This is a genomic window from Streptomyces sp. HNM0575 (genome assembly GCF_012726265.1).
GTDB lineage: Bacteria > Actinomycetota > Actinomycetes > Streptomycetales > Streptomycetaceae > Streptomyces.
On the sequence record NZ_JAASAG010000006.1, the window covers coordinates 423,228 to 442,996 of the forward strand.

General features: G+C 64.5%; 18 protein-coding genes and 1 pseudogene. 8 read left to right on the forward strand and 11 right to left on the reverse strand.

Annotation, left to right across the window (positions count from 1 at the left end):
- Window positions 1-41: 41 nt before the first annotated feature.
- The gene (locus HCC61_RS17330) at window positions 42-1,373 is read left to right on the forward strand and encodes an ATP-grasp domain-containing protein (protein WP_346777245.1); all 1,332 of its coding nucleotides are present in this window, start codon (window positions 42-44) and stop codon (window positions 1,371-1,373) included.
- A 55-nt stretch (window positions 1,374-1,428) separates the two neighbouring features.
- On the opposite strand, the gene HCC61_RS17335 is transcribed toward HCC61_RS17330, so the two are convergent.
- Complete coding sequence (locus HCC61_RS17335) at window positions 1,429-2,424, reverse strand: aldo/keto reductase (RefSeq protein ID WP_169136351.1); 996 nt, start codon at window positions 2,422-2,424, stop codon at window positions 1,429-1,431.
- A gap of 649 nt (window positions 2,425-3,073) precedes the next feature.
- Here HCC61_RS17335 and HCC61_RS17340 point away from each other — a divergent pair.
- The gene (locus HCC61_RS17340; protein WP_169136352.1) at window positions 3,074-4,510 is read left to right on the forward strand and encodes a phage/plasmid primase, P4 family; all 1,437 of its coding nucleotides are present in this window, start codon (window positions 3,074-3,076) and stop codon (window positions 4,508-4,510) included.
- A gap of 141 nt (window positions 4,511-4,651) precedes the next feature.
- Here the strand turns inward: HCC61_RS17340 and HCC61_RS17345 are convergent, their stop codons facing one another.
- The 3 genes from HCC61_RS17345 to HCC61_RS17355 all read right to left on the reverse strand — a co-directional run bounded on the left by HCC61_RS17345 (window position 4,652) and on the right by HCC61_RS17355 (window position 6,557).
- Window positions 4,652-5,152 carry a hypothetical protein gene (locus HCC61_RS17345; protein ID WP_169136353.1) on the reverse strand — a complete coding sequence of 167 codons (501 nt, stop codon included), beginning with the start codon at window positions 5,150-5,152 and terminating at the stop codon, window positions 4,652-4,654.
- Window positions 5,149-5,547, reverse strand: a complete 399-nt coding sequence (locus HCC61_RS17350) for a hypothetical protein (RefSeq protein WP_169136354.1) — start codon at window positions 5,545-5,547, stop codon at window positions 5,149-5,151. Before HCC61_RS17350 ends, HCC61_RS17345 begins: the two co-directional genes overlap by 4 nt.
- 443 nt (window positions 5,548-5,990) lie before the next feature.
- A complete protein-coding gene (locus HCC61_RS17355) occupies window positions 5,991-6,557 on the reverse strand; it encodes a hypothetical protein (protein WP_169136355.1) in 567 nt (188 codons plus the stop codon).
- A 129-nt stretch (window positions 6,558-6,686) separates the two neighbouring features.
- On the opposite strand from HCC61_RS17355, the pseudogene HCC61_RS17360 reads away from it, so the two are divergent.
- Window positions 6,687-6,872, forward strand: a pseudogene (locus HCC61_RS17360) (GntR family transcriptional regulator); the annotation flags it as partial.
- A gap of 21 nt (window positions 6,873-6,893) precedes the next feature.
- Here HCC61_RS17360 and HCC61_RS17365 read toward each other — a convergent pair.
- The 4 genes from HCC61_RS17365 to HCC61_RS17380 all read right to left on the reverse strand — a co-directional run bounded on the left by HCC61_RS17365 (window position 6,894) and on the right by HCC61_RS17380 (window position 9,413).
- Window positions 6,894-7,382 (reverse strand): hypothetical protein, encoded by a 489-nt coding sequence (locus tag HCC61_RS17365; RefSeq protein WP_169136357.1) that lies wholly within the window; start codon window positions 7,380-7,382, stop codon window positions 6,894-6,896.
- Window positions 7,383-7,513: 131 nt separating this feature from the next.
- Entirely contained in the window at window positions 7,514-7,681 is a 168-nt protein-coding gene (locus tag HCC61_RS17370; RefSeq protein ID WP_169136358.1) for a hypothetical protein, read from the reverse strand.
- A gap of 474 nt (window positions 7,682-8,155) precedes the next feature.
- Window positions 8,156-8,488, reverse strand: coding sequence for a histone-like nucleoid-structuring protein Lsr2 (locus HCC61_RS17375; protein ID WP_169136359.1), 333 nt, complete (start codon window positions 8,486-8,488; stop codon window positions 8,156-8,158).
- A gap of 412 nt (window positions 8,489-8,900) precedes the next feature.
- A complete protein-coding gene (locus tag HCC61_RS17380) occupies window positions 8,901-9,413 on the reverse strand; it encodes a hypothetical protein (RefSeq protein WP_346777246.1) in 513 nt (170 codons plus the stop codon).
- Window positions 9,414-10,519: 1,106 nt separating this feature from the next.
- Between HCC61_RS17380 and HCC61_RS17385 the strand changes: the two genes are divergently transcribed.
- Window positions 10,520-12,070: an Eco57I restriction-modification methylase domain-containing protein gene (locus tag HCC61_RS17385; protein WP_169136360.1), complete on the forward strand. Its 1,551-nt coding sequence runs from the start codon at window positions 10,520-10,522 to the stop codon at window positions 12,068-12,070.
- The gene (locus HCC61_RS17390) at window positions 12,030-13,019 is read left to right on the forward strand and encodes a BsuBI/PstI family type II restriction endonuclease (RefSeq protein WP_169136361.1); all 990 of its coding nucleotides are present in this window, start codon (window positions 12,030-12,032) and stop codon (window positions 13,017-13,019) included. Before HCC61_RS17385 ends, HCC61_RS17390 begins: the two co-directional genes overlap by 41 nt.
- 399 nt (window positions 13,020-13,418) lie before the next feature.
- Here the strand turns inward: HCC61_RS17390 and HCC61_RS17395 are convergent, their stop codons facing one another.
- Together HCC61_RS17395 and HCC61_RS17400 are read right to left on the reverse strand one after the other, a co-directional pair.
- A complete protein-coding gene (locus HCC61_RS17395) occupies window positions 13,419-14,231 on the reverse strand; it encodes a hypothetical protein (RefSeq protein ID WP_206322594.1) in 813 nt (270 codons plus the stop codon).
- Window positions 14,232-14,278: 47 nt separating this feature from the next.
- A complete protein-coding gene (locus HCC61_RS17400; protein WP_169136363.1) occupies window positions 14,279-15,649 on the reverse strand; it encodes an AAA family ATPase in 1,371 nt (456 codons plus the stop codon).
- 599 nt (window positions 15,650-16,248) lie between these two features.
- Between HCC61_RS17400 and HCC61_RS17405 the strand changes: the two genes are divergently transcribed.
- Window positions 16,249-17,034 carry a nuclease-related domain-containing protein gene (locus HCC61_RS17405; RefSeq protein ID WP_346777247.1) on the forward strand — a complete coding sequence of 262 codons (786 nt, stop codon included), beginning with the start codon at window positions 16,249-16,251 and terminating at the stop codon, window positions 17,032-17,034.
- Between the two features lie 51 nt (window positions 17,035-17,085).
- Here the strand turns inward: HCC61_RS17405 and HCC61_RS30770 are convergent, their stop codons facing one another.
- Window positions 17,086-17,847: an ATP-binding protein gene (locus tag HCC61_RS30770; RefSeq protein ID WP_240969050.1), complete on the reverse strand. Its 762-nt coding sequence runs from the start codon at window positions 17,845-17,847 to the stop codon at window positions 17,086-17,088.
- 210 nt (window positions 17,848-18,057) lie between these two features.
- Here HCC61_RS30770 and HCC61_RS17420 point away from each other — a divergent pair, with 210 nt between their 5' ends.
- Together HCC61_RS17420 and HCC61_RS17425 are read left to right on the forward strand one after the other, a co-directional pair.
- On the forward strand, window positions 18,058-18,366 hold the full coding sequence (locus tag HCC61_RS17420; RefSeq protein ID WP_169136365.1) for an antibiotic biosynthesis monooxygenase: 309 nt from the start codon (window positions 18,058-18,060) through the stop codon (window positions 18,364-18,366).
- Window positions 18,363-19,586 (forward strand): helix-turn-helix transcriptional regulator, encoded by a 1,224-nt coding sequence (locus tag HCC61_RS17425; protein ID WP_169136366.1) that lies wholly within the window; start codon window positions 18,363-18,365, stop codon window positions 19,584-19,586. Before HCC61_RS17420 ends, HCC61_RS17425 begins: the two co-directional genes overlap by 4 nt.
- Window positions 19,587-19,769 lie beyond the last annotated feature (183 nt).

A 19,769-nucleotide genomic window follows, 5' to 3' on the forward strand; every position in this document is an offset into this window, starting at 1 on the left:
CGTCACCACCGTCCCGACTCCGCAACCAATGGAGACCCAGCGTGAGTTCACCGTCCGACGCGTCCGACCCGACCGACGCGCCCGCCACGTCCGACGCACTCGCCACGTCCGCCCGGCCCGACGGCTCCTCCGGCGGCGCCCGTCCCGCCCTGCTCCTCGTCGGCTCCGGTTACCGCCTGGGGCACGAGCGGCTGCTGGCGCAGCTCGCCTCCCGGGCCTCGGTGCTGCTGCTCAACCCCGACCCGCCGACCTGGGAGCGGCAATCCATCGCCGACGCCGAGGTGTTCGACCCCGGCGACCCCGGCTCCCTGCTCGCGTCCGCCGGGAGCCTGTGCTCCCGGCACGGCGCCGACGCGGTCGTCTCGTACGACGAGTCCCACGTGCTGCGCGCCGCCGAGCTGGCGGAGGACCTGAAGCTGTCCGGGCTGCCGCTCGCCGCCGCCCGCATCGCCCGGGACAAGCACAGCCAGCGCCAACTCCTCGCCCGCGAGGGCATATCGCCGACCCGCTCGACCCTCGTCTCCTCACTGGAGGAGGGCCTGCGGGCGGCCGAGGACACCGGCTATCCCGTCATCGTCAAGCCGCGCGGCCTCTCCGGCAGCGCCGGGGTGAGCCGGGTCGACTCCTCCGACGGCTTCGCCGCCGCGTTCCGTACCGCCATGGGCATCGACAAGAAGGGCATGGCCAGCGACGGCATCCTCGTCGAGGAGTACCTGGAGGGCGAGGAGTTCGAAGTCGACGTGTGGACGAGCGACGGCACCGCGCAGCCCGTCTACTGGGCCCGCAAGTACTTCGCGTACGACCCGCACCCGATCGAGACGGGCTACGTGACGGGCGCCGGCTCCCTGGACACCGAAGACCCCGCCGTGGCCTCGGGGTTCGAGCTCGCCCGGCGCGCGGTGCTCGCCGTGGGCATCGACCACGCCCTCGTACACGTCGAGATAAAGCTGACGCCGCGGGGGCCCCGCGTCGTCGAGGTCAACGCCCGGCCCTCGGGCGACATGGCCGCCGTCGTCACTGAACTCGGCACCGGTCAGCGCATCGGCTCGCTGCTCGCGAGCGCGGCCCTCGGCCTTCCTCCCGAGCCCGCGGAGTTCCAGCAGGCCGCGGACCGCGCGGCAGGCGTGAAGTTCCTCTATCCACGCGGCCCGCAGCGCTTCGACGGGCTCGCGGACGCGGAACGGCTCCGGGCAGAGCCGTGGATCGTGCAGATCGGCGAACTCCGCGAGCGCGGCACGGAGATCGCGCCGCCGCCCGCCGACTTCTGGGGCCGCGCGGGCTATGTCATGGCCACCGGCACCAGCGCGGACGAGGTGGACCGCAGGCTGACCGAGGCGGAGCGCGAGCTGACCGTGACGGGCCCGCCCCTGTAACGCCGGAGAGTCATGGCCGATGCCCGGCGGGCGCACCCGCCCGCCGGGCGGGCGGTCACCAGGCGAAGGCCTCCGGAGTGGGTCCGGGGCCGGGGAAGATCTCGTCGAGCGAGGCCAACAGCTCGTCGCTCAACTTGAGTTCGACCGCGCGCACTGCGCTCGCGAGCTGGTCGAGGGTGCGCGGCCCCACGACCGGTCCCGTGATGCCGGGGCGGGACAGCAGCCAGGCGAGGGCCACTTCGCCGGGTTCGAGGCCGTGCTTGTCCAGCAGGTCCTCGTAACTCTGGACCTGCTCACGCACCTTGCCGTTGGCCAGCCCGTCCTTGGAGCGGCCCGTGGCGGTGCGCCTCGCGCTGCCCGACTGCTCCTTGCGGATCGCGCCGCCCAGCAGCCCGCCGTGCAGCGGTGACCAGGGGATGACGCCGACCCCGTAGTCCTGGGCGGCGGGTATGACGTCCATCTCGGCGCGGCGCTCGGCGAGGTTGTAGATGCACTGCTCGCTGACCAGGCCCAGTGAACTGCGGCGCGCCGCCCTCTCGTTGGCCTTGGCGATGTGCCAGCCCGCGTGGTTGGAGGAGCCGACGTAGAGGACCTTGCCCTGCTGTACGAGCACGTCCATGGCCTGCCAGACCTCTTCCCACGGGGTGAGGCGGTCCACGTGGTGGAACTGGTAGAGGTCGATGTGGTCGGTCTGGAGCCGCTTGAGGCTGGCTTCGACGGACTGCCGGATGTTGAGCGCGGAGAGCTTCTCGTCGTTGGGCCAGGGCTTGTTGTCCGGGGCCATGTTGATGTAGCCCTTGGTCGCCAGCACGGTCTTCTCGCGCCTGCCGCCGCCCTTCGCGAACCAGCGCCCGATGATCTTCTCCCCACGGCCCTTGTTCTCGCCGAAGCCGTAGACGTTGGCGGTGTCGAAGACGTTGATGCCGTCGGCGTGCGCGGCGTCCATGATGGTGTGGCCGTCGGCCTCTGTGGTCTGGTCCCCGAAGTTCAGCGTCCCCAGGATGATCCGGCTGACTTTGAGGCCGGTGCGGCCAAGCTGCGTGTACTCCATGATCGAACAGTCAAACCCGTCGGGCGCGCTCCGGCAAGACGCCGATGACCGCGACGGACCCGCCCCTGCGACGGCCGGAACGCCGCGCCCGTACGGACAGCGCCGGGACCGCCCAACTCCCCATTACCGAAAGGTAATCCGGTCGCGATGCGGACATGATCCGGCGTAACTCAGACATTGACAGCGGACAATTCAGCGTCGCGTTCCACAAACCCTCGGTGAAAGCTCGAAGAACTCGCCTCCTGCCTGCGTGCGGACGTGCTACACAGGAGATTCGGGGGCATCTCGTGCCGACGAAAGGGAAACCTTCGAGAATGCGTGTGCACCAGCCGTCTCATCGCGGTATTCCCTCGAACTCCCCTGCGGCGTACGCCTCCTGGAGGCACGCGGTGCGGCACCTGCCGACGAGACCCGGGCAGGAGGCCGGTCCGCAGCCCGCGGGTGGCGACCGCCGGTGACACACTCCGCACCCGTGCCGAGCACCGTCACCGACCGCGGCTCCGCCCAGGAGCCCCGGCGCCCGCCGTACCCGCTCCCCGCTCCGGCGACGTCCCGCCCGCGGCCGCCCGGCCTCTCCCGGACACCGGCTCCGCCGAACGGCACCGGCGCGCCCGCCGGCGGGCACGGCCCCGCGCCCGTACGACGGCCCTTGCCACCGCCCGCAGGCCTCGTGCCCGACAGCCTCACCGACCGGGGCAACGCCAAGCTCTTCGTCAGCCTGTACGGGCAGGAGTTCCGGCATGTGACGGGGCTCGGCTGGCACCTGTGGACCGGCTACCGCTGGGAGCTGGACGAGGACGACGCCGTCCTGTGGGCGGCGGGCGAGATGGCCGAGGCCCTCGGCGACACCGACCCCGCCGGCAGGTTCTCCGACGGGGCGCTGCGCCGCCACCGCCGCCGCGCACTGTCGACGGCCGGGATGAAGTCCATGCTCATGCAGGCCAGGGCCGCCCCCGGCATGGTGCTCAACGCCGCCCGCCTGGACGCAGATCCGTACGCCCTGTGCACCCCCGGCGGCGTGGTCGACCTGCGCAGCGGGGACCTCACCCCGCCGGACCCGCGGCACCATCTGCACTGCCGGGCGACGGCCGTGACGCCGGACCCCGCGCCGATACCGCGCTGGCGGCGCACCCTCAGCGACGCCTTCGGCGACGACGACCAGGGCCACCGGATCATCGCCTACCTCCACGAATTACTCGGCTACTCCATCACCGGGGAGGCCGGCGCCCGCGTCATGCCGTTCCCGCACGGGGCGCTCGACGGCGACCGGAGCGTGCTGCTCGACGTCGTGACCAGGCTCCTCGGCGACTACGCGGACACCGTCCCGCCCGCCCTCCTCACCTCCCGCTCCTCCGCCGCGCGCCCCGCCGACCTCGCCGAACTGCACGGCCGCCGGGTCTTGGTCTGCTCGATGCCCGAACCCGGCACCGGACTCGACGAGGCACGGGTACGTCTCCTGACGGGCACGGACCGCATCAAGGCCCGGCGGCTGCGCCAGGACTTCTTCAGCTTCCGGCCGACGCACAAGCTGTGGCTGCTGGGCGCGGCCCGTCCGGACGCGATCCCCAGCGGCCGTCTGCTCGCCCGGCGGACCAAGCACGTACCGTCGGCGGACTTCCCCCGCGGCGCCCGGGAGGCGGCCCGCCTCTCCGACGCCCTCGTCGGCGAGGAGGGCCCGGGCATACTCAACTGGCTGATCGCGGGCGCCCGCCGCTATCTGTCGGGCCCGCGGGACCTCCCCGTGCCTTCCGGGCCCTCCCTGCCCGCCGGTGCCGCGGCCGGGACCGGGGCCGCGTGGCTGGATCCCACCACGCGCTTCCTTGCCGAGTGCTGCACGCTCGGCCGCGGAAGGCGCTCCGAGCAGACCCGCCTCTACAGCCGCTACCGGCGCTGGTGCGAGGAGCAGGGCCTCGGCCCGGAGTCGTCACGGGCGTTCGCGGCGAAGGTACGCAAGGCGGTGGGCATCTCCACGCCCAAGCAGATGGTGCTCTCCAACCAGCGCAAGTTCTACCCGGGCATAGGCATGGACGGCCAAGACGACGAGCCGGGCACCACGGACGCCTCCGGTCCGGCCCCGGCCTGCTGAGGGGACGGGCAACGAGCGCGGCCAATGCCGAACAGGTCAGCCCGCGACCGTAGTTCGAAGCCGCCCGCTTCATGGAGCTGTCTGTACGCCTCTGCGGATGCGGTGGCGGGGCGCATGCGGAGGTGGGGGAGGGAGAGAGGTTCAGTGCGGAAGGCCGCGCGTCGCCCCCCAGCGGGCGGCGTCGGCGAGTTGGTTGGCCCGCTCGTAGATGGTGTCGAACTTGTGCAGCTTCTCCCGGACTTGCTCGCGGCTGTAGCCGGCGATGTACTCGTCCAGTTTCAGCAGTACGCGGTCGAGCTCGTCGCGGTGGACGAGATCGGTGGCCTCGAAGCCGAGGTCGTCGGCGATCCGCTCGCACCCCTTCGCGTGGTTCCAGGCGTCGGTGAGGCCCCTGGCCAACTCGGTGTAGCGGCGTTCGAGATCTGCCAGCTCCTTGCCGAGCCGTGTCGCGTTCCTCTTGATCCCCTCGAGGTAGCGGAGGAAGGCGTCCCCTGCCTCGCCGAACCACTGCCGGGCGTCGCCCTCGGCTTCGTTGAGTGCCCGTAGGACGTCCTGGACGCCGCCGATCTGGCGCTTGAGGAACTCCACATACCGCCAGACCTCGTTCGGGTCGCCCTTGACGAGCTGCGAGGGATCCCTCATCCGAAGTCGTCCAGGATCTTGGTGCTGCTGGGTAACGAGGGCGGGCCCTTCAGGACGACGTCCTCGATCACGTTGAGAACCCCACTCGAGACGGGGTCCAGTCCGCCGCTCTCCACCTTCTTCTTGATCTCGCCGTCGATGCGCTGGTACTCGGCAGCTGCCTTCTTGACTCCACGGGCGGCCTTTTCCAGTTCCATGGCCAGCTTCCGGGCCTTCGGCATCCGGTCATCGACCGCGGTGACGAGGCGGTGCCGGGTCGCGGAGTCGCCCACGTCGGGGGCGGGGGTCCTGTGGAGGTCGGCGGCGAGGTCACGTGACCACTCGTAGACCCGGCCGAGCCGGTCGCCGAGCCGGTAGAGATCCTCGAACGAGACCGCTACTTCCTCTCCGGCCATGCCTTCTCCTCGGGTCGAGGCGCCTCAGTCTGAAACAAGGACTTTAGACCCGGAGCGCGCGGAGGTGAAGGCGGGGAAGCCCGCCTCTACACCGACGTCAGCCCCTGCATACGTCCTCCGAGCGCGTCACCGAGGTGACCGATCCGTGCGTGCTGAACGCAGTCAGAAGCAGCCCAGTTCGGCAGGGCAATTGCTAGCCCTGCCCTGCGGACAGCGCAGAGCGCAGCCACGTGCCCCCGGCAGGATTCGAACCTGCGACACCCGCTTCAGGAATTCGACCGAGAGGTTGGCCCCGTCCCGGGACCCCGTGCCTACAGTGCTGGGCGTCCTTCATGGAGAACCGTCGTGATCCGTTCGCCCCCACCCTCGTGGATGTCAGGAGTGGATTTTAGTCGGCGCGGCTCGAGGCGATGCCAACGGACTTGATCAGCACCGTCGTCCGGCTATGGGTTGCCTTGCTTCCGTCGGCGTCCCAGAAGGCTGCTTTGCTCCTCCTTGAGCTGAGCGAACGCCTGGCGCGCGTACAACGAAAGCTCTTCGGCCGGAAACCACACGTCGGAGTAGTGCCGCGTATTGTCGCCACGCGCCCATTGAGCTTCCATGATCTCGTATCCGGAGACGTGCGCACTCAGCTCGAGCAAGACCGCGGGTACTTGCTGCTCAGCGAGTAGGTCCGCCTTGGTTACGACGATGTCGCGCATGGCCCGGATTGTCGGCAGGAACACCGTTGTCACCCACAACCTCCACTCTGCCAACTCCTCATCCGTTGGAGGCTCCCCGCCAGCAGCGAAGGGAGAGCGCCCATCAGGGCGCGTCGCGGTGTGCTCCATGAAAGCTTTGAAGACTCTGTTGTTGGTCTCCGTGAGCGCGAACAGGGGCCCATAGAAGTCGCTGAGCTGGCGGTTCACCCGTGAGAGTCTTTCCTGCCGCTGTGTCAGCCGTACCCCGTTGAAGTACGTGGCGAGGTAGCCGACGAACGCCAAAGCGATGGTGACAACCGTTGCAGTCATGAGCGGGAGGCTAGGGGCCGGCAAGCCCTCCGTGTCCGGTTCCCTCGATCCAGCACGCTCTCGGCCCACGTACCGTCAGGTGACAACGCGCTTGGCTGGCGGGCGCTCGTCACGGAGGAGATGGACCTGCAGCCGGAGCCGCGGCGTGCGACAGCGGAGGGAATCGCGCTGCTCAGCCTCCCGCGAGGCGCGCTGGTGACGCAGATTCAGCGGGCGTACTACGCAGAGGACGGGCGGCCGGTGGAGACGGCGGACACCGTCGTACCGACGGCGCTGTGCGAGCTCGTCTACGAAGTTTCGGTGGCCACTGGCTGAGCATCGCCCACCAGAAAACCATCATGGCCTTTTCTTGGATAGCTTATTTCCCAGCTCTTCAGCCCTCATTAGAGCCGTACGAATGAGGAAGTAGGATGACACGCTTCCGATGATGATGAATCCGAATATCAGGCGAAATTCTTCTGGGGGCGATGCCCCGAAAAGACTCCCTCGGATCTCAGTTGCAATAAAACCGATTAGCCCCACGAGAAGCAGCCATGATGTTGCCAGCTTCCTTTTTCTGATTCGTGCGCGCTCTTTGGTGAGTGCGTTCCACTCCCGATCCCATGCTTCCTGTCGTTGCCTGGTCAGTCGGGCCTTCTCGGCATGCTCAGCGTCTAACCTGCCCTGCATGCGCTCGTAGAAGCGTGTGGCGTCTGCGGACGACTCAACGCGGATATCGCCAAGGAAGTCACGCCCCTGGAAGACAGGGCCGTCGGATTTCCCCTCAAACTTGTTGTGGGTGCTTTCGTCATGGGCTCGGTTATCGTCATCGTGATCGTTGTTCATGCACATGAAGTTAGCGCCAAATTGGGCGAGCTGCTAGCCACGTGTGGCAGTCTCGCCCGCTGATTCGAGCAGGGGCGAACCGTCGACCTCACTTAACAGCTTGCTGTCCTCCACCTGGTCAGCCAGAACCATCATTTCCTCGGTTCGTAGAGCCAGCCGAGTTCAGCAAGCTCCCGCACCCGGGCATCCACCACCGCCATCCGCGTCTCGCGCTCGTCCTTGTGTTGATGTGCCGTCTGGGCCGTGCTCTGGCCGGACCACTTGCGGTACAACAGGTCCACTTCGCGCGTGGCCGCCACCAAGGCGGCCTCGGCTTGTCACCGCCGGCGGAGCGGCTCGCTCATTGGATCTACGGACTCTGGGTAGCACGTATCCCGAATTGGTGGCCGTTTGGTCTCCGAGACGCCGAAGACGTGGGCTATTTACCGGGATGGGGCAGCTCCTCTCGGCGGCGGGTAGGCGGCGTTCGGGGCTGACGTACGCAGGAGTTCAAACAGCGCCTGCGGGGAAGCGGTCAACGGGGATGCCGTCGAATCTCCGGGGAAGCTTCGTGTCAGTCAGCTCGTCCCCCGCTTCCCGAACTGGCCAGACAGCCCGTGTGCGGGCCCCAGGCCACCGAATGACGACCGGATTTCCTCGCACGATCAGGTGATCCAGCTGACCAAGCGAGGTGAAGGTGGACAGGTCGTCGTCCACGCGGCACGACTACCCCGGACTGACCATGCAGGGGTCTGCTGCAGTTCTAGTTGAGTTGTGCGGGACTACCTACGTTCTCACCGGACCGGTTCTGCCGCGGCCGGGCCGGTTGGGTTGTCATTCCCTACCTGAGGCGAGCGCGGGTCGGCGTGCATCTGTGGGTGGCCGTCTTCGCTCGCCAGAGGCGGAGTGGGCGGGTAGGTGTGCCAGGAGCTCACGGCCCGGGGCGGGAGGCGGAGTTGGCCCGTGCGACGGGCCGCGCGGACGTAAGGCTGAAGCTGTGCGCGGAGGTGGGCGGCGTTGGCTGCGGTCAGGTCGATCTCGTAGGAGTCTGCGTCGAGTTCGAAGAAGACGGTCTCCGCCGCCTGCTCCTGGGTGAGGTCGTCCACCCGCAGCAGGACCATGGCCATTACGCGCCACCCCCGGCGTTCTCGTGCAGCGGCGGGTCATTGCTCATACGAGTCGATCTCTCTGTGCTGATGACCGCTTGGAGCGGCGCGTGGTGTTGTTCGGTGAGGCAAGGGGTCGGCATACGTCGGGTGGGGCGAGGGCACGTACACGAGAGCCGTCTCACGGATGTGCGAAGTCGGGCAGCAGACGTGTGAAGGCCGCTCGGCGGGCCCAAGTCCCCTCCAGGGTGAGCACTCTCAAGCGCGAGGCCGGTCACGTACTCCCAGGCGACGATCTTGTCCGCGACGGCGGGCCTGGCGAGTTATGGGCACGTCACGAAGCACCGCCAGATGCGCTGTGTTGCGCTCCTCGACGGGGTCGTGCAGCGCTTCCTGCTCACCATGCAGTTGATCGACAAAGCCGTGCTTCGGTTCAGTGGGGGATGCCTTCGATGATGTCGCGTGCGTCCTGGCCGAGGAGTTCGGCGCAGACGCGGCTGCCGAGAGTGGCGGGGTCGTTGGAGGTTTCGCCCCAGATGTGGGCGTGGGCGAATTTGGAGCCGTCGCGGGAGAAGACCATGCCGCGCAGGGAGAGTTGGCCGTCGGGTTCGGTGGTGCAGTATCCGGCGATCGGCGAATTGCAGTGATCGCGCAGGCCGTGCAGCATGGCGCGCTCGGCGGTGGCTTCGGTCTGAGTCTTGGGGTGGTTGAGGCGTTCCAGCAGGGTGGCCACGGGGGTGTCGTCGCGGCGGCATTCCAGGGCGAGGACGCCGGCGCCGACGGCGGGCAGGATTTCGTGCACGGTGAACTCGGCGACGATGCGGTCCGTGAGGCCCAGGCGTTCCAGGCCGACACGGGCCAGCACCATGGCATCGGCCTTGAGGTCGCCCTTCGTGCCGTCCAGTTTCTCCAGGCGGGTGCCGACAGCGCCGCGGACGCGTACCACGTTGAGGTCGGGGCGGTTGGCGAGGATCTGCGCCTTGCGCCCACAGGTCGCGGGGCCCGAACTCGGTGACGGTTTGGCCGGTGTCGGCGATGGCGCCGGAGCCCTTCCGGTCCATGAGCCATACGCGGACGGAGTTCTTTCCGGTCTCGGCGTGGACGACCTTGACGCCGGGCAGCCGTGCGCCGCCGTAGAGGGCGAAGCCGAGCCCAGGCTTGACAAGACCGCAGCGTCCGGTGCAGAACCTGTGCTGGATGGTGCCGTGGAATCCGGGGAAACACCCGAGCCTGGTGCCTTGTCCGCTCACGCACCGCTCACGCAAACGGCCCCGGACGTAGGGTCCGAGGCCGAGTAGAGCACCTCCCCGGGGTCGAAATCCCAGGTCAGCGACTCGATGCGCTGGTGCCCCCGGCAGGATTCGAACCTGCGACACCCGCTTTAGGAGTTCGACCATGCAATAGGTCTGGCCTGCTTGCGTACTTGGCCTGGTGTCAGTTCGTTCTTTCCGAGCCGGAACAATTCACGGTTATCTCCCATTGTTGATGTCACTCGTTGATGTCAGCTCCCGTTGCCGTGCATCTCGTGACCCAACTAGGTCCAGGATCCATCTCCGTGACACTGCGCGACTGCGTTCACCGCCTGTCGCGGGGCGCTCTACCCGCGCCAGATCTTCTTGGCAGAGGCGTCTAGCTGGCGATACACCAGGGCTTCAGGATCACGTGCCTACTCGCGGAGTTGCCGGCGCTGACCTCGGGAGTCCTGATCTACGACCATCCGAGCGGCGCCAGCAACGGCCCTGCTGTCTCTGGCTTGCCGTCCTGCGGGCGCGGCACGGGCACGCCCTCAGAAGCACCCTCTAGGAACTCGGCCCTCGCGAGGCCCGGCAGTGTCACCGAGTGGCATGAGAGAACATGTCAAACCTGATGTTGCGCGTGCGTCCGTTCGCTGTTGATGTCCGCCGGAGCCACCGCTCATTGCGGTCTCATGCTTCTCCTCCTGGCCCCCCTTCGCGCTTGTCGTTCCAGGGCATGGGAGGACTTGTACCAAGGCATCGGCGAGTTGCCGCAGGCCGAGCCGAACGGCAGGGGAGTTCCGGCATCATGTTGCACATGAGCAAACTGTCTCCAGAGTCTCTCACTGAGCGCACCGAGGCCCGCCGTGTTGCGCGTTCTAACGCTCTCGATGCTGAGGTGCGGGCCAGCCTGGGGCAGTACTTCACTCCCTCGACCGCTGCCACGCTTATCACGAGCCTGCCGAGCCTGCCGGAGAGCGGTGTCCTTCGTGTCCTGGACCCAGGTGCGGGTGTGGGGAACCTCGCCGCTGCGCTGGTTGCTCGCGCGGCCACTGAGGCACCTGAACTAAAACTAGACGTCACGACGTTCGAGATCGACGAACAGATCAGCAGCGATCTCACCGTGACCCTTGATGAGTGTGCTGACACTCACTCGATGACCTGCGAGCAGCACACCGCTGACTTCATCACTTGGGCGGCCGCGGCTCTGACCAAGGGCAGCGACTCGCCCCAGTGGGATCTGGTGGTGATGAACCCCCCCTACCGGAAGATCAACTCCAAGAGTGCAGAGCGGGGGCTTCTGGAATCCTGCGGCATCGAGACCAGCAACCTCTACACGGCATTCGTAGCCTTGGCCCTGCGCTTCCTAGCCCCTGAGGGGCAACTCGTCGCCATCACGCCCCGAAGCTTCGCGAACGGTAGCTACTTCCGAAAGTTCCGCCACGACCTACTCAGGCGGACACGGCTGCGACACATCCATGTCTTCGAGCGCCGTGACAAGGTGTTCTCCGACTCCGAGGTCCTGCAAGAGAACGTTATCTTCCACACCACTGTGGATCAGGCGTCGTCCAACGTGATCGTGTCGGTGAGCCGTGGCTATGAGGACCGGCCGGTCCGTCACTCCGTGCCGTACGAGCAAGTCGTGGACCAGGCCGACCCTCAGCAGTTCATCCACATTGCCACCAACGCAGAGGATCTTTCTACGGCAGGCCGCATGGCGCGGCTCCCCGCAACGATGCGTGACCTCGGCGTCCAAGTGAGCACGGGGCGCGTCGTCGATTTCCGCACCAAGGAGAATCTGCTCCGCGAACCCGAGAAGGAGTCAGTGCCGCTCCTGTACCCCGTGAATCTCAGTGCTGGCCGCGTGGTGTGGCCGGTCTCCGGAAGCCGCAAGCCGCAAGCCTTGGCCTTCAACGAGGACACACGCCCCCTAGTACTGCCATCGGGGGCTTACTGCCTGGCGAAGCGGTTCAGTGCGAAGGAAGAGCCACGTCGTGTTACAGCTAGCCTGCTGCTGCCGGACGACCTCCATGGGGAAGACGTCGCAATCGAGAACCACATCAACGTTTTTCACCAAGCGCACCATGGACTTGACCCCGACCTGGCGGCTGGACTAACCGCGTACCTGAACAGCTCCGTCGTGGACCAGTATGTGCGGATCTTCAGTGGACACACCCAGATCAACGCAGGTGACCTGCGAAGCCTCAAGTATCCAAGTCTCAAGCAACTCAAGTCACTTGGTGTGAAAGTTGGGCCGTCAGGGACCTCCGATATGGTCGATGCCGCTCTGGCCGAAGTGGTGCCAGAACTCGACCTGGGGAGGGCAGATGCCGCCGGCATCGGAAGCGCAGCATCAGAAGGTTCGTGAGGCCCGGGAGATCCTCAAGGAGCTGGGGCTACCGAAGCCCCAGCAGTCGACGCGGACAGCCTTGGTGCTTCTGGCGATGCTCGGCCTGGAGCCGGACTCGCCCTGGCCAGCTGTACGGTCGAACCCGCTCGGCATCACCGAGTCCATGGACTGGATGGCAGATCACTACCCATTTATCAAGAAGGGCCGCCAGGACCCTACGCGATACAAGCCGAACAGCCGCGAGTCGATAAGGCGTCAGTCGGTCAAACAGCTCGTCGTCGCGGGTGTTCTGACGGCTAACTCCGACATGCCCGATCGCACTACCAACGACCAGAACAACCGCTACGAGCCGACCCCGATCGCTCTAGCGGCTATCGCAACGTTCGGTACGGAAAACTGGCAGACGGAACTGCAGCGATTCCATGCCGAGTGCGGAATCCTGCGGGAGCGGTGGGAAGCGGAACGCAGGGCCCGCCAAGTACCTGTGGTGCTTCCCGGCGACGGGAAGGAGATCGCCCTCAGCCCTGGAAAGCACAGCGAAGTGATCCGGGCTGTCGTCGAGTCGTTTGCCCCACATTTCACGCCCGGCGCAACCGTGGTGTACATCGGTGACACGGGTACGAAGTGGCTCGTGAACAAGGTGGATTACCTGGAAGGGCTCGGCGTCACGGTGAACACTCACGGCAAGATGCCGGACGTCGTTCTCCACGACCAGGAGCGGGACTGGCTGGTGCTGGTGGAGGCCGTCACCTCGCATGGGCCGGTCAACAGTGTGCGAGTCGACGAGTTGAAGGAGCTCTTTAAGGACGCGCGTCCCGGCCTTGTCTTCGTGACGGCCTTCCCGGACAAGCCCACCTTCCGAAGGTTCGCACCTGATATTGCGTGGGAGACCGAGGTGTGGATCGCGGAGAATAGGACCCACATGGTGCACTACAACGGGGAACGGTTCCTGGGCCCGTACTCCTAGCAGTGCTGGTGGGCGCTACCAGGCCAGTCACCCAGTACTAGTCCGTTTAGTGCGATGCGGTCATGACCTACTGGGCTGGCGATGCGTCGGGCAGTCCGTAAATCTGCCGACTTAGCTTTCCTAGGTTCGACTCCTAGAGGCTGCCACAGATGAGAGACCCGGTCCCTGACCACGATCAACGGTCAAGGGCCGGTTCTTCTTATGATCACCGGTATCCGCCGCGACTCCAGCAGGAGGTACATGCGGAGGGTTCAGAGGGAACAGCACGTGTAGCAGTTCGACCGCTCGGCCTCTGAGGCGCGCAAAGCGCTCTTCGTGGTTCAGATATCGAACCCAACGGTGGCCGTTTGTCGAGGACTCGTCTACTGCGGTTGGGTAGGAGAATCAGCGTACCAAAAATCATTCGATCCAAACTAATGCAGTATTACCTCCAAACCATCGCGCGGAGTCCAGATAGACCGAAAGTTTTCGGAATTTCTCCCAGCTCACTGCCGTGCGAGCTGCTCGCTCAACATTGTCGACCGATATGGTCGTCGACCAGCGCTGTTTGGCCAGGATGGAGAAGGCCCGCGCGATGTCATGGCCCGAGCAGTACCTCGCGGTATCGCTGATTCCCGTCATTTCTTCCAGTAGGGTGTCTTTGAGGGACTGGAATTCAATGGTTGCCACTTTGGATCGATTTAGGGTAGTGGACACTAGGCAATCTGTGTCGACAGTAAGGTCGTTTTCGTTCACCACCAGGTGGAGCGGGAAGTCCCGCATTCGAAGCTGGAGCCCATCTCTCTCGGATATGTACCTCAATACCCCTACTGGGAAAGCCATCGCTATGCATAGATTGCGAATAGCTGTTTCAGAACATCCCGAAGCGTCAACTCGAAACCCACCTCTGACGCAGAAACTACTCGCTACCGAAATATAAACCCCTGGCAGGTAGAAAACGCACACGTCAAGATCATAGCGATCTGTGTGCACAATACGAGGATCCCGCATTTCCCCTGGAATTAGTTCCAGCCAGTCTCTGTCGAGGATCGAATAGACGCCCTCGAAATTATCGGCGAACGCCAAGGCTAAGGCATCGCAAGCACGCTTCTTACCATTTGCAGGAATTACGGTGAACCGATCGGGTGCCACATACCGGTCGAATATCGCAACATCTCCATCACCTTCAACGACGAGGAAGTTACGTGCGTCATTCGTGCGCTGCATGATCATCTCAGCGTAGAGTTCGGCGCCCGTGAGATTAGAGAACAACGTGGCCCCTAGTCTGTCGTCTCGGGCCCCAACGGGACCATTCGGTTAACCCACTTCCCTGCAATTTGTGGGGAGTGCGTCGCGACGACAGACCTGAACTTAACGAGGCGGGCAATTCTCTGTAGGTCCTCAATGAACCGCTTTTGCCAGGACACGTGAAGCGAGATCTCTGGCTCGTCGATCAAGACCAGAGCACCGGGCTGAACGCTGAAAAGGAGGTCATAGAGGAGAACTAGCTCGTGCTGCTCTCCCGAAGACAACATCGAGAGGCCGAGCTCGGTACCCTCGTCGCTGACGATACGCAAGCCCTGTCGTCGATCGATTTCCAAGCGCTTGAAGAGGAATCGCGTACTTACGATCTCTTGGAGCAGGCTCACTTTGTCGAGGATATCACTGAAGGTGGATAGCTTCTTCTCTGCGTCTTCCAAGTATGTCCACAATACATTTCTCTGCCATGGTTCCATCCTGTTGGGGATTTCGATGGGGCTCACATTTTCGTCAAGTAGAGAAATAGCTGAAAGAGACTTGCGTAGCTCATTCTGCTGAGAGTAGCGTTCGCGAATCTCCTTCTCGCTTGGAGTTCCTACCCGTGGCTGAAGGACACGCCTTGGATAGGTTCTATCCAATTCCTGCGAAGTTCGTGAGTTTTCGGCCAAAGCGTCACCAAGTCTCCTTGTGAGATCCCTAGCGAAAGCTTCCACCTTGCTGACGGCCGGAGATCGCCGGCCACTCATGCTTCGATATTCGTCGGATTCTTCGTCTTCCAATTTCAAGAGGCGCTGTGTCTCAATAAGATGCACCTCATTATCATGAAGAAATTGCAGAATATTAGGATCGACGTTGTTCTCCTTTTGGCGTAGAATACGATGGGGAAGTCGGTCACCATACCTGTGGACCAGATCGACGGTAGAGATGGTGGAACCTGCCGGTGTTTCCCACAGATCAGGGCCTAGAGGTTCTACATTCAAGTACCGATAAGCCCACTCTCGGAACCTCGGTGTGATTAACGCCTCCCCATCGAAGCCTGCTTCAGATTCAAATTCTTGGCCGTCTGGAAGACGCAGAGAGAAGAAGAGTAGCTGTATCTGCTTCTCGTACTCTTCCCCTAGAGGAAGAGTTTCTTGCTGCGCCCTTGAAATGTCGAGGCGACTACCATCTGAATAGCCGAGTCGAATCTGGCTAAAAGGAATGCGCTGAATGCTTGGAAGGCGAAGTGGACCAGATAGAGCTCGAATTAGTTCGAGCAACATGGTCTTGCCGACACCGTTTGGGCCGTGCAAAATAATGAATTCATCGTCTTCTGGGAAAGAGATTTCGTGGTCGAATCGGCCGAGGAGTCCGCGGACGCGAATTCCTGTGAGCTGTCGGATTACTGTCATGGTCACTCTCCATTTTCTTCTGTGACGGACCAACCCTAAGCCACCTAGGCGGTCCAGGGTGGTCGCTTGCACGAGGGTCGCCCATAGGGAGCTATATGGATAGAGGTACACGACGGCTGTTGGGGCAGCAATGTGACTGAGGCCGAGCGGAACGGCTTTGGGGTGGAGCTGGCTTGGGGCGAGAGATCATGGCCCATACGCTGGCCGCGAATCGGGCTGGCTCCTCGCCTGCCCGCAATAGCCCGATGTGGGCCATGATCGTAGAGCCTCGCCCCAAGTTGGCTCCGTAAAGCCGCGGAGCCGGCCGTCCCAGCCACGATGGCGCCTCTCTTCTTTGTGGCTCGCTGCTGCGCGCGGGCCGGCGGCCGGGTCGGAGCGGGGCGGAGACATGAGCGTCGGCCCGGCGGCAAGCCGGGCCGCGCAGCGAGCGGAGCGAGCCCTTGATGAAGTAGGGAAAGTCTTATCGCGCTCAGGCGTCCTTGTGGGCGTGCTGGTGCGGCTGCTCCCATGGACTTGCAGGCCAAGTCTCTTTGTGGGGGCGATGGATGACGGAGTTACGGGTCTCGCCATGGAAGCGGTACGGGCATGATCGGCTGTATGTGAGCCTGCCGGACGACACCAGGGTCGCCTGGCTCGATCGCAAGAGCGGACAGCTCCACGTCGTGCTGCAAGACCATCGTGATGCCGTGCTCGAAGTACTCGCTCCGTACCTCACACCACAGGGTTCTTCTGCGGCTGCCCCACGCGATCCGGAGCAGACAGCTGCTCAGATTCCTGACGAGGACTTAGCTCTCCGCAAGCCTGGTCATGCCTTGAAGCAGAAGATGGTCACGGAGGGGATGAGCAGGGCCGGCTATATGTGGCGCCGTGTGAGGGGCGCCCGCAGCGAAGACGACTCCTGGCGCGTCGGCTGGGAGGGTGAGCGCGCTGTTGGTGCAGAACTGCAGCGATTATCCCGTCAGGGCTGGCGCGTTCTTCACTCCATACCGCTGCCGCGCCATGTGGACATCGATCACCTGTGGATGGGGCCTGGCGGGGTCTTCTGTATCAACGCCAAGAAGCACAAGGACGCGAAGGTTTGGGTCGGGGACGACTCCGTGATGATCCGTGGGCAGTCCTACCCGTACGTACGACGGAGTCGCAGCGAAGCGAAGAGAGCGACGAAGGCACTGACGCGGGCCTGCGGGTTCACCGTGGAGGTTCAACCGCTCCTGGTCTTCGTTGGGATCAGAGAGCTCGACATCCACTCGTCACTGTCTGGCGTGCGTGCGATACGTGAGCGCGAGCTTGCAGGACTGGGCGCGAGGACCGGCGTGCTCGAGGGACATCAGATCGATTCGATCTACGAGGCTGCACGTTGGGGCCGCACCTGGGTGGATGCGTGAACCGTCGGAGATGCGGCCTGTAGTGACTCTTGAAGCGCTAACTCGCCGCCTCTACTGGGAGATGCCGTGGCCGAGCTGAGCCTTTGAGTGCTGTTCAGCGCATGCCGGGAGGATGCTGCCCTGACGGCTGGTCAAGGGTAGGAAGGCAACCCGCCGGGCAGTCCACGTGATCTCGGTCGTCCGGTGCTTGAGCGTGATGTCTTGGGGATCGCCGTTGCGCAACGCCTGCAGGGCCAGGGGCTGTTCGTGCGTCATCCAGCGCTGGGCTTCGCGGTAGGGCTCCTCGTCGAGTGAAGTGGCGATCATCATGAGGCTGGTGCGGATCCAGCGCAGAGCTTGTTCGGGGTCGGTGGCGTCGAAGGAGCCGAGCTGGCCGCCGTTGACCGTGCACTCGCACCAGTAGCCGTGCATCAAGAGGGTGGTTGACGGGCTGGCGTGGAGTTCGGCGGTGACGGTGTGGCCGGCCTCGTCGTTGCCGTGGACGTGGAGGCGTCGCGCGAGAGTGGCGACCAGAGCGAGGCCGCGGCCGTGGGTGTTGTTCTCGCCGGGGTGCTCGACGTGGGGAGTGGTGCGTGTGCCGCCGGCGTCCGTGACTGCGATCCATACCGTCTCAGGTGTGTGCGCCACCTTGAGCTTGAAGGCTTCCCCCTCGTTGCCGCTGGCGCTGTGGAGGAGGGCGTTCGTGCCCAGCTCGGTGACGATTAAGGCGGCGTCGTCGACATGCGAGCTGTGGGCGAGGATGTCGCGTGTCCATTGGCGTGCATGGCCGACCTGCTCCATGAGACCGGGGAAGGTGCGGCTGTAGGTGGGCATGGTGTTCCTCCACGGCACTGACCAGCGGCTATCCAACCTTGTTGTCCCGAGTGGCTGACCGGAACCCTGGAGAGCCGTACAATAAGTACTAGCACCGTACTCGGTGTGTGAGTACCTTGAATGCTAGACCGTACTTTTGATGCGGGTCATTCATGGACAGGTGTTCACACGGGGAGGGGTGCCCGAGACGATCAGGAGGGAGATCACTGCATGTTCGGGTTGATGGTCCGCTTCACCTGCAAGGACGAGGAAGCGGCAGCCGGATTCGACGAGTTGGTCTCGCGGACCGGCGAGCAGATCAAGGCGAACGAGCCAGGGACGCTGATCTACACCGTGCACCGCGTGGAGGGGCGTCCGCTGGAGCGGATCTTCTATGAGCTGTACGCGGACAGGGATGCCTTCGAGGTGCACGAGTCGCAGGGCTACGTCATGGAGTTCCTTGCTGCTCGTGAGCAGTACCTGTCGTCGACAGAGGTCGACAAGTTGGACTTCGTGTCCGGCAAGGGCGTGGACGGGTGAGTCCTGATTACGAGAAGGCGCTCGGTCGGAAGATCGCGTTCAACCGGAAGCGCCGTGGACTCTCACAGAAGGAGTTCGCCGCGCTTCTGGACCGCTCCGAAGCTTGGGTCTCCCAGGTGGAGCGGGGAGTTCGTCGCATCGACCGGATGACAGTCTTGGAGAAGGTGGCTGAGGTCCTGGACCTCCCTGTCTCCGAACTGGCGGCGGAGGCGCCCGTTGTCGCTTCGACTGTGGCTGAGCCGCCGGGGGCCAGTCGCCTACGTCTCGCCCTGAGTGCCGCGCACTCCTTGAAGGCGATCCTTGGGGAACGCGAACCGCCGAACGTGGACAAGCTGCGTGGCGACGTTGACCGTGCCTGGACGCTGACGCATGAGGGCAACTACGCAGATCTGGCTGAGCTGTTGGAAGGCTTGGTGCCGCGGGCAGAGTCTGCTGCACGTTCCGCACCCGAGGACGACCGTCCAGAGCTGTTCCGTCTGCTTGCGACCGTCTACCACACGTGCAGTGCGGCTCTGGCGAACATGGGGGAGCCGGAGGCGGCATGGATCGCCGTGGACCGCTCCGTCGTGGCTGCTGAGCGTGCGAATGATCCGCTGTTGATGGCTGCCGGCGAGTTTCGGCTGTCGATTGTCTTCCTCGGTGCTCGTCACTACGACCAGGCGGCGCAGGCATCAGGCAGTGCCGCTGACGCGATGGAGCCGTTGGCGGCAACCGGCAACGTCGAAGCGATCGCGCTTCGTGGTGCGCTCACCCTCCAGAGGGCGGTGGCGGCAGGCAAGGCCAATCAGGCTGATGACGCCTACGAGTTCATTCGAGCGGCACGTGAGATGGCTGAGGTGGTCGGTTCCGGACGGAACGACTACAACACCGAGTTCGGCCCGGCGAACGTCGACCTCTATGAGGTAGCCGTTGCGGTCGACCTGGGAGATGCCGGCGTCGCGCTCCGCGCCGCTGACCGCGTGGATGCGTCTGGGCTCTCAGCCGAACGTCAGACGAGGTTCCATCTCGATGTCGCGAGGGCCCACGCGCAACGCCGGCAGATCGGCGAATCTGTCGCCTCGATCCGGGCCGCGCAGCAGCTCTCGCCCGAGATCGTTGGGGCTATGCCTGCCGTCAAGCAGCTCGTCGCGGACCTCGCAACTATGAGTCAGCCACCCTCTGACGACCTTCGGTCGCTGGTCACGGAGCTAGGCGTACTCGGAGTACGGATTGGTACTTGAAGTACTAGACAATACTTAGAGTACGGGTTACTGTGGTTGGTGTTCGCAACGCCCTTCGTTGTCAACGGAGTTGCTGAGCGGACACGCGAACGCGCCGGACAGGTAGGCAGACCTGAACCGGCGCGTGAGCAACAAGGCCACAGACATAGATGTGGCCTGAGCGGGAGGCAGCCCACTCAGGCC

Excerpts from the sequence above, each read along its gene's own strand:
- HCC61_RS17335 (WP_169136351.1), bottom strand. The coding sequence starts at position 2,424 with ATGGAGTACACGCAGCTTGGCCGCACCGGCCTCAAAGTCAGCCGGATC.
- HCC61_RS17345 (WP_169136353.1), bottom strand. The coding sequence starts at position 5,152 with ATGAGGGATCCCTCGCAGCTCGTCAAGGGCGACCCGAACGAGGTCTGG.
- HCC61_RS17350 (WP_169136354.1), bottom strand. The coding sequence starts at position 5,547 with ATGGCCGGAGAGGAAGTAGCGGTCTCGTTCGAGGATCTCTACCGGCTC.
- HCC61_RS17355 (WP_169136355.1), bottom strand. The coding sequence starts at position 6,557 with ATGACTGCAACGGTTGTCACCATCGCTTTGGCGTTCGTCGGCTACCTC.
- HCC61_RS17365 (WP_169136357.1), bottom strand. The coding sequence starts at position 7,382 with ATGAACAACGATCACGATGACGATAACCGAGCCCATGACGAAAGCACC.
- HCC61_RS17375 (WP_169136359.1), bottom strand. The coding sequence starts at position 8,488 with ATGGCCATGGTCCTGCTGCGGGTGGACGACCTCACCCAGGAGCAGGCG.
- HCC61_RS17385 (WP_169136360.1), top strand. The coding sequence starts at position 10,520 with ATGAGCAAACTGTCTCCAGAGTCTCTCACTGAGCGCACCGAGGCCCGC.
- HCC61_RS17390 (WP_169136361.1), top strand. The coding sequence starts at position 12,030 with ATGCCGCCGGCATCGGAAGCGCAGCATCAGAAGGTTCGTGAGGCCCGG.
- HCC61_RS17395 (WP_206322594.1), bottom strand. The coding sequence starts at position 14,231 with ATGATCATGCAGCGCACGAATGACGCACGTAACTTCCTCGTCGTTGAA.
- HCC61_RS17400 (WP_169136363.1), bottom strand. The coding sequence starts at position 15,649 with ATGACAGTAATCCGACAGCTCACAGGAATTCGCGTCCGCGGACTCCTC.
- HCC61_RS30770 (WP_240969050.1), bottom strand. The coding sequence starts at position 17,847 with ATGCCCACCTACAGCCGCACCTTCCCCGGTCTCATGGAGCAGGTCGGC.
- HCC61_RS17420 (WP_169136365.1), top strand. The coding sequence starts at position 18,058 with ATGTTCGGGTTGATGGTCCGCTTCACCTGCAAGGACGAGGAAGCGGCA.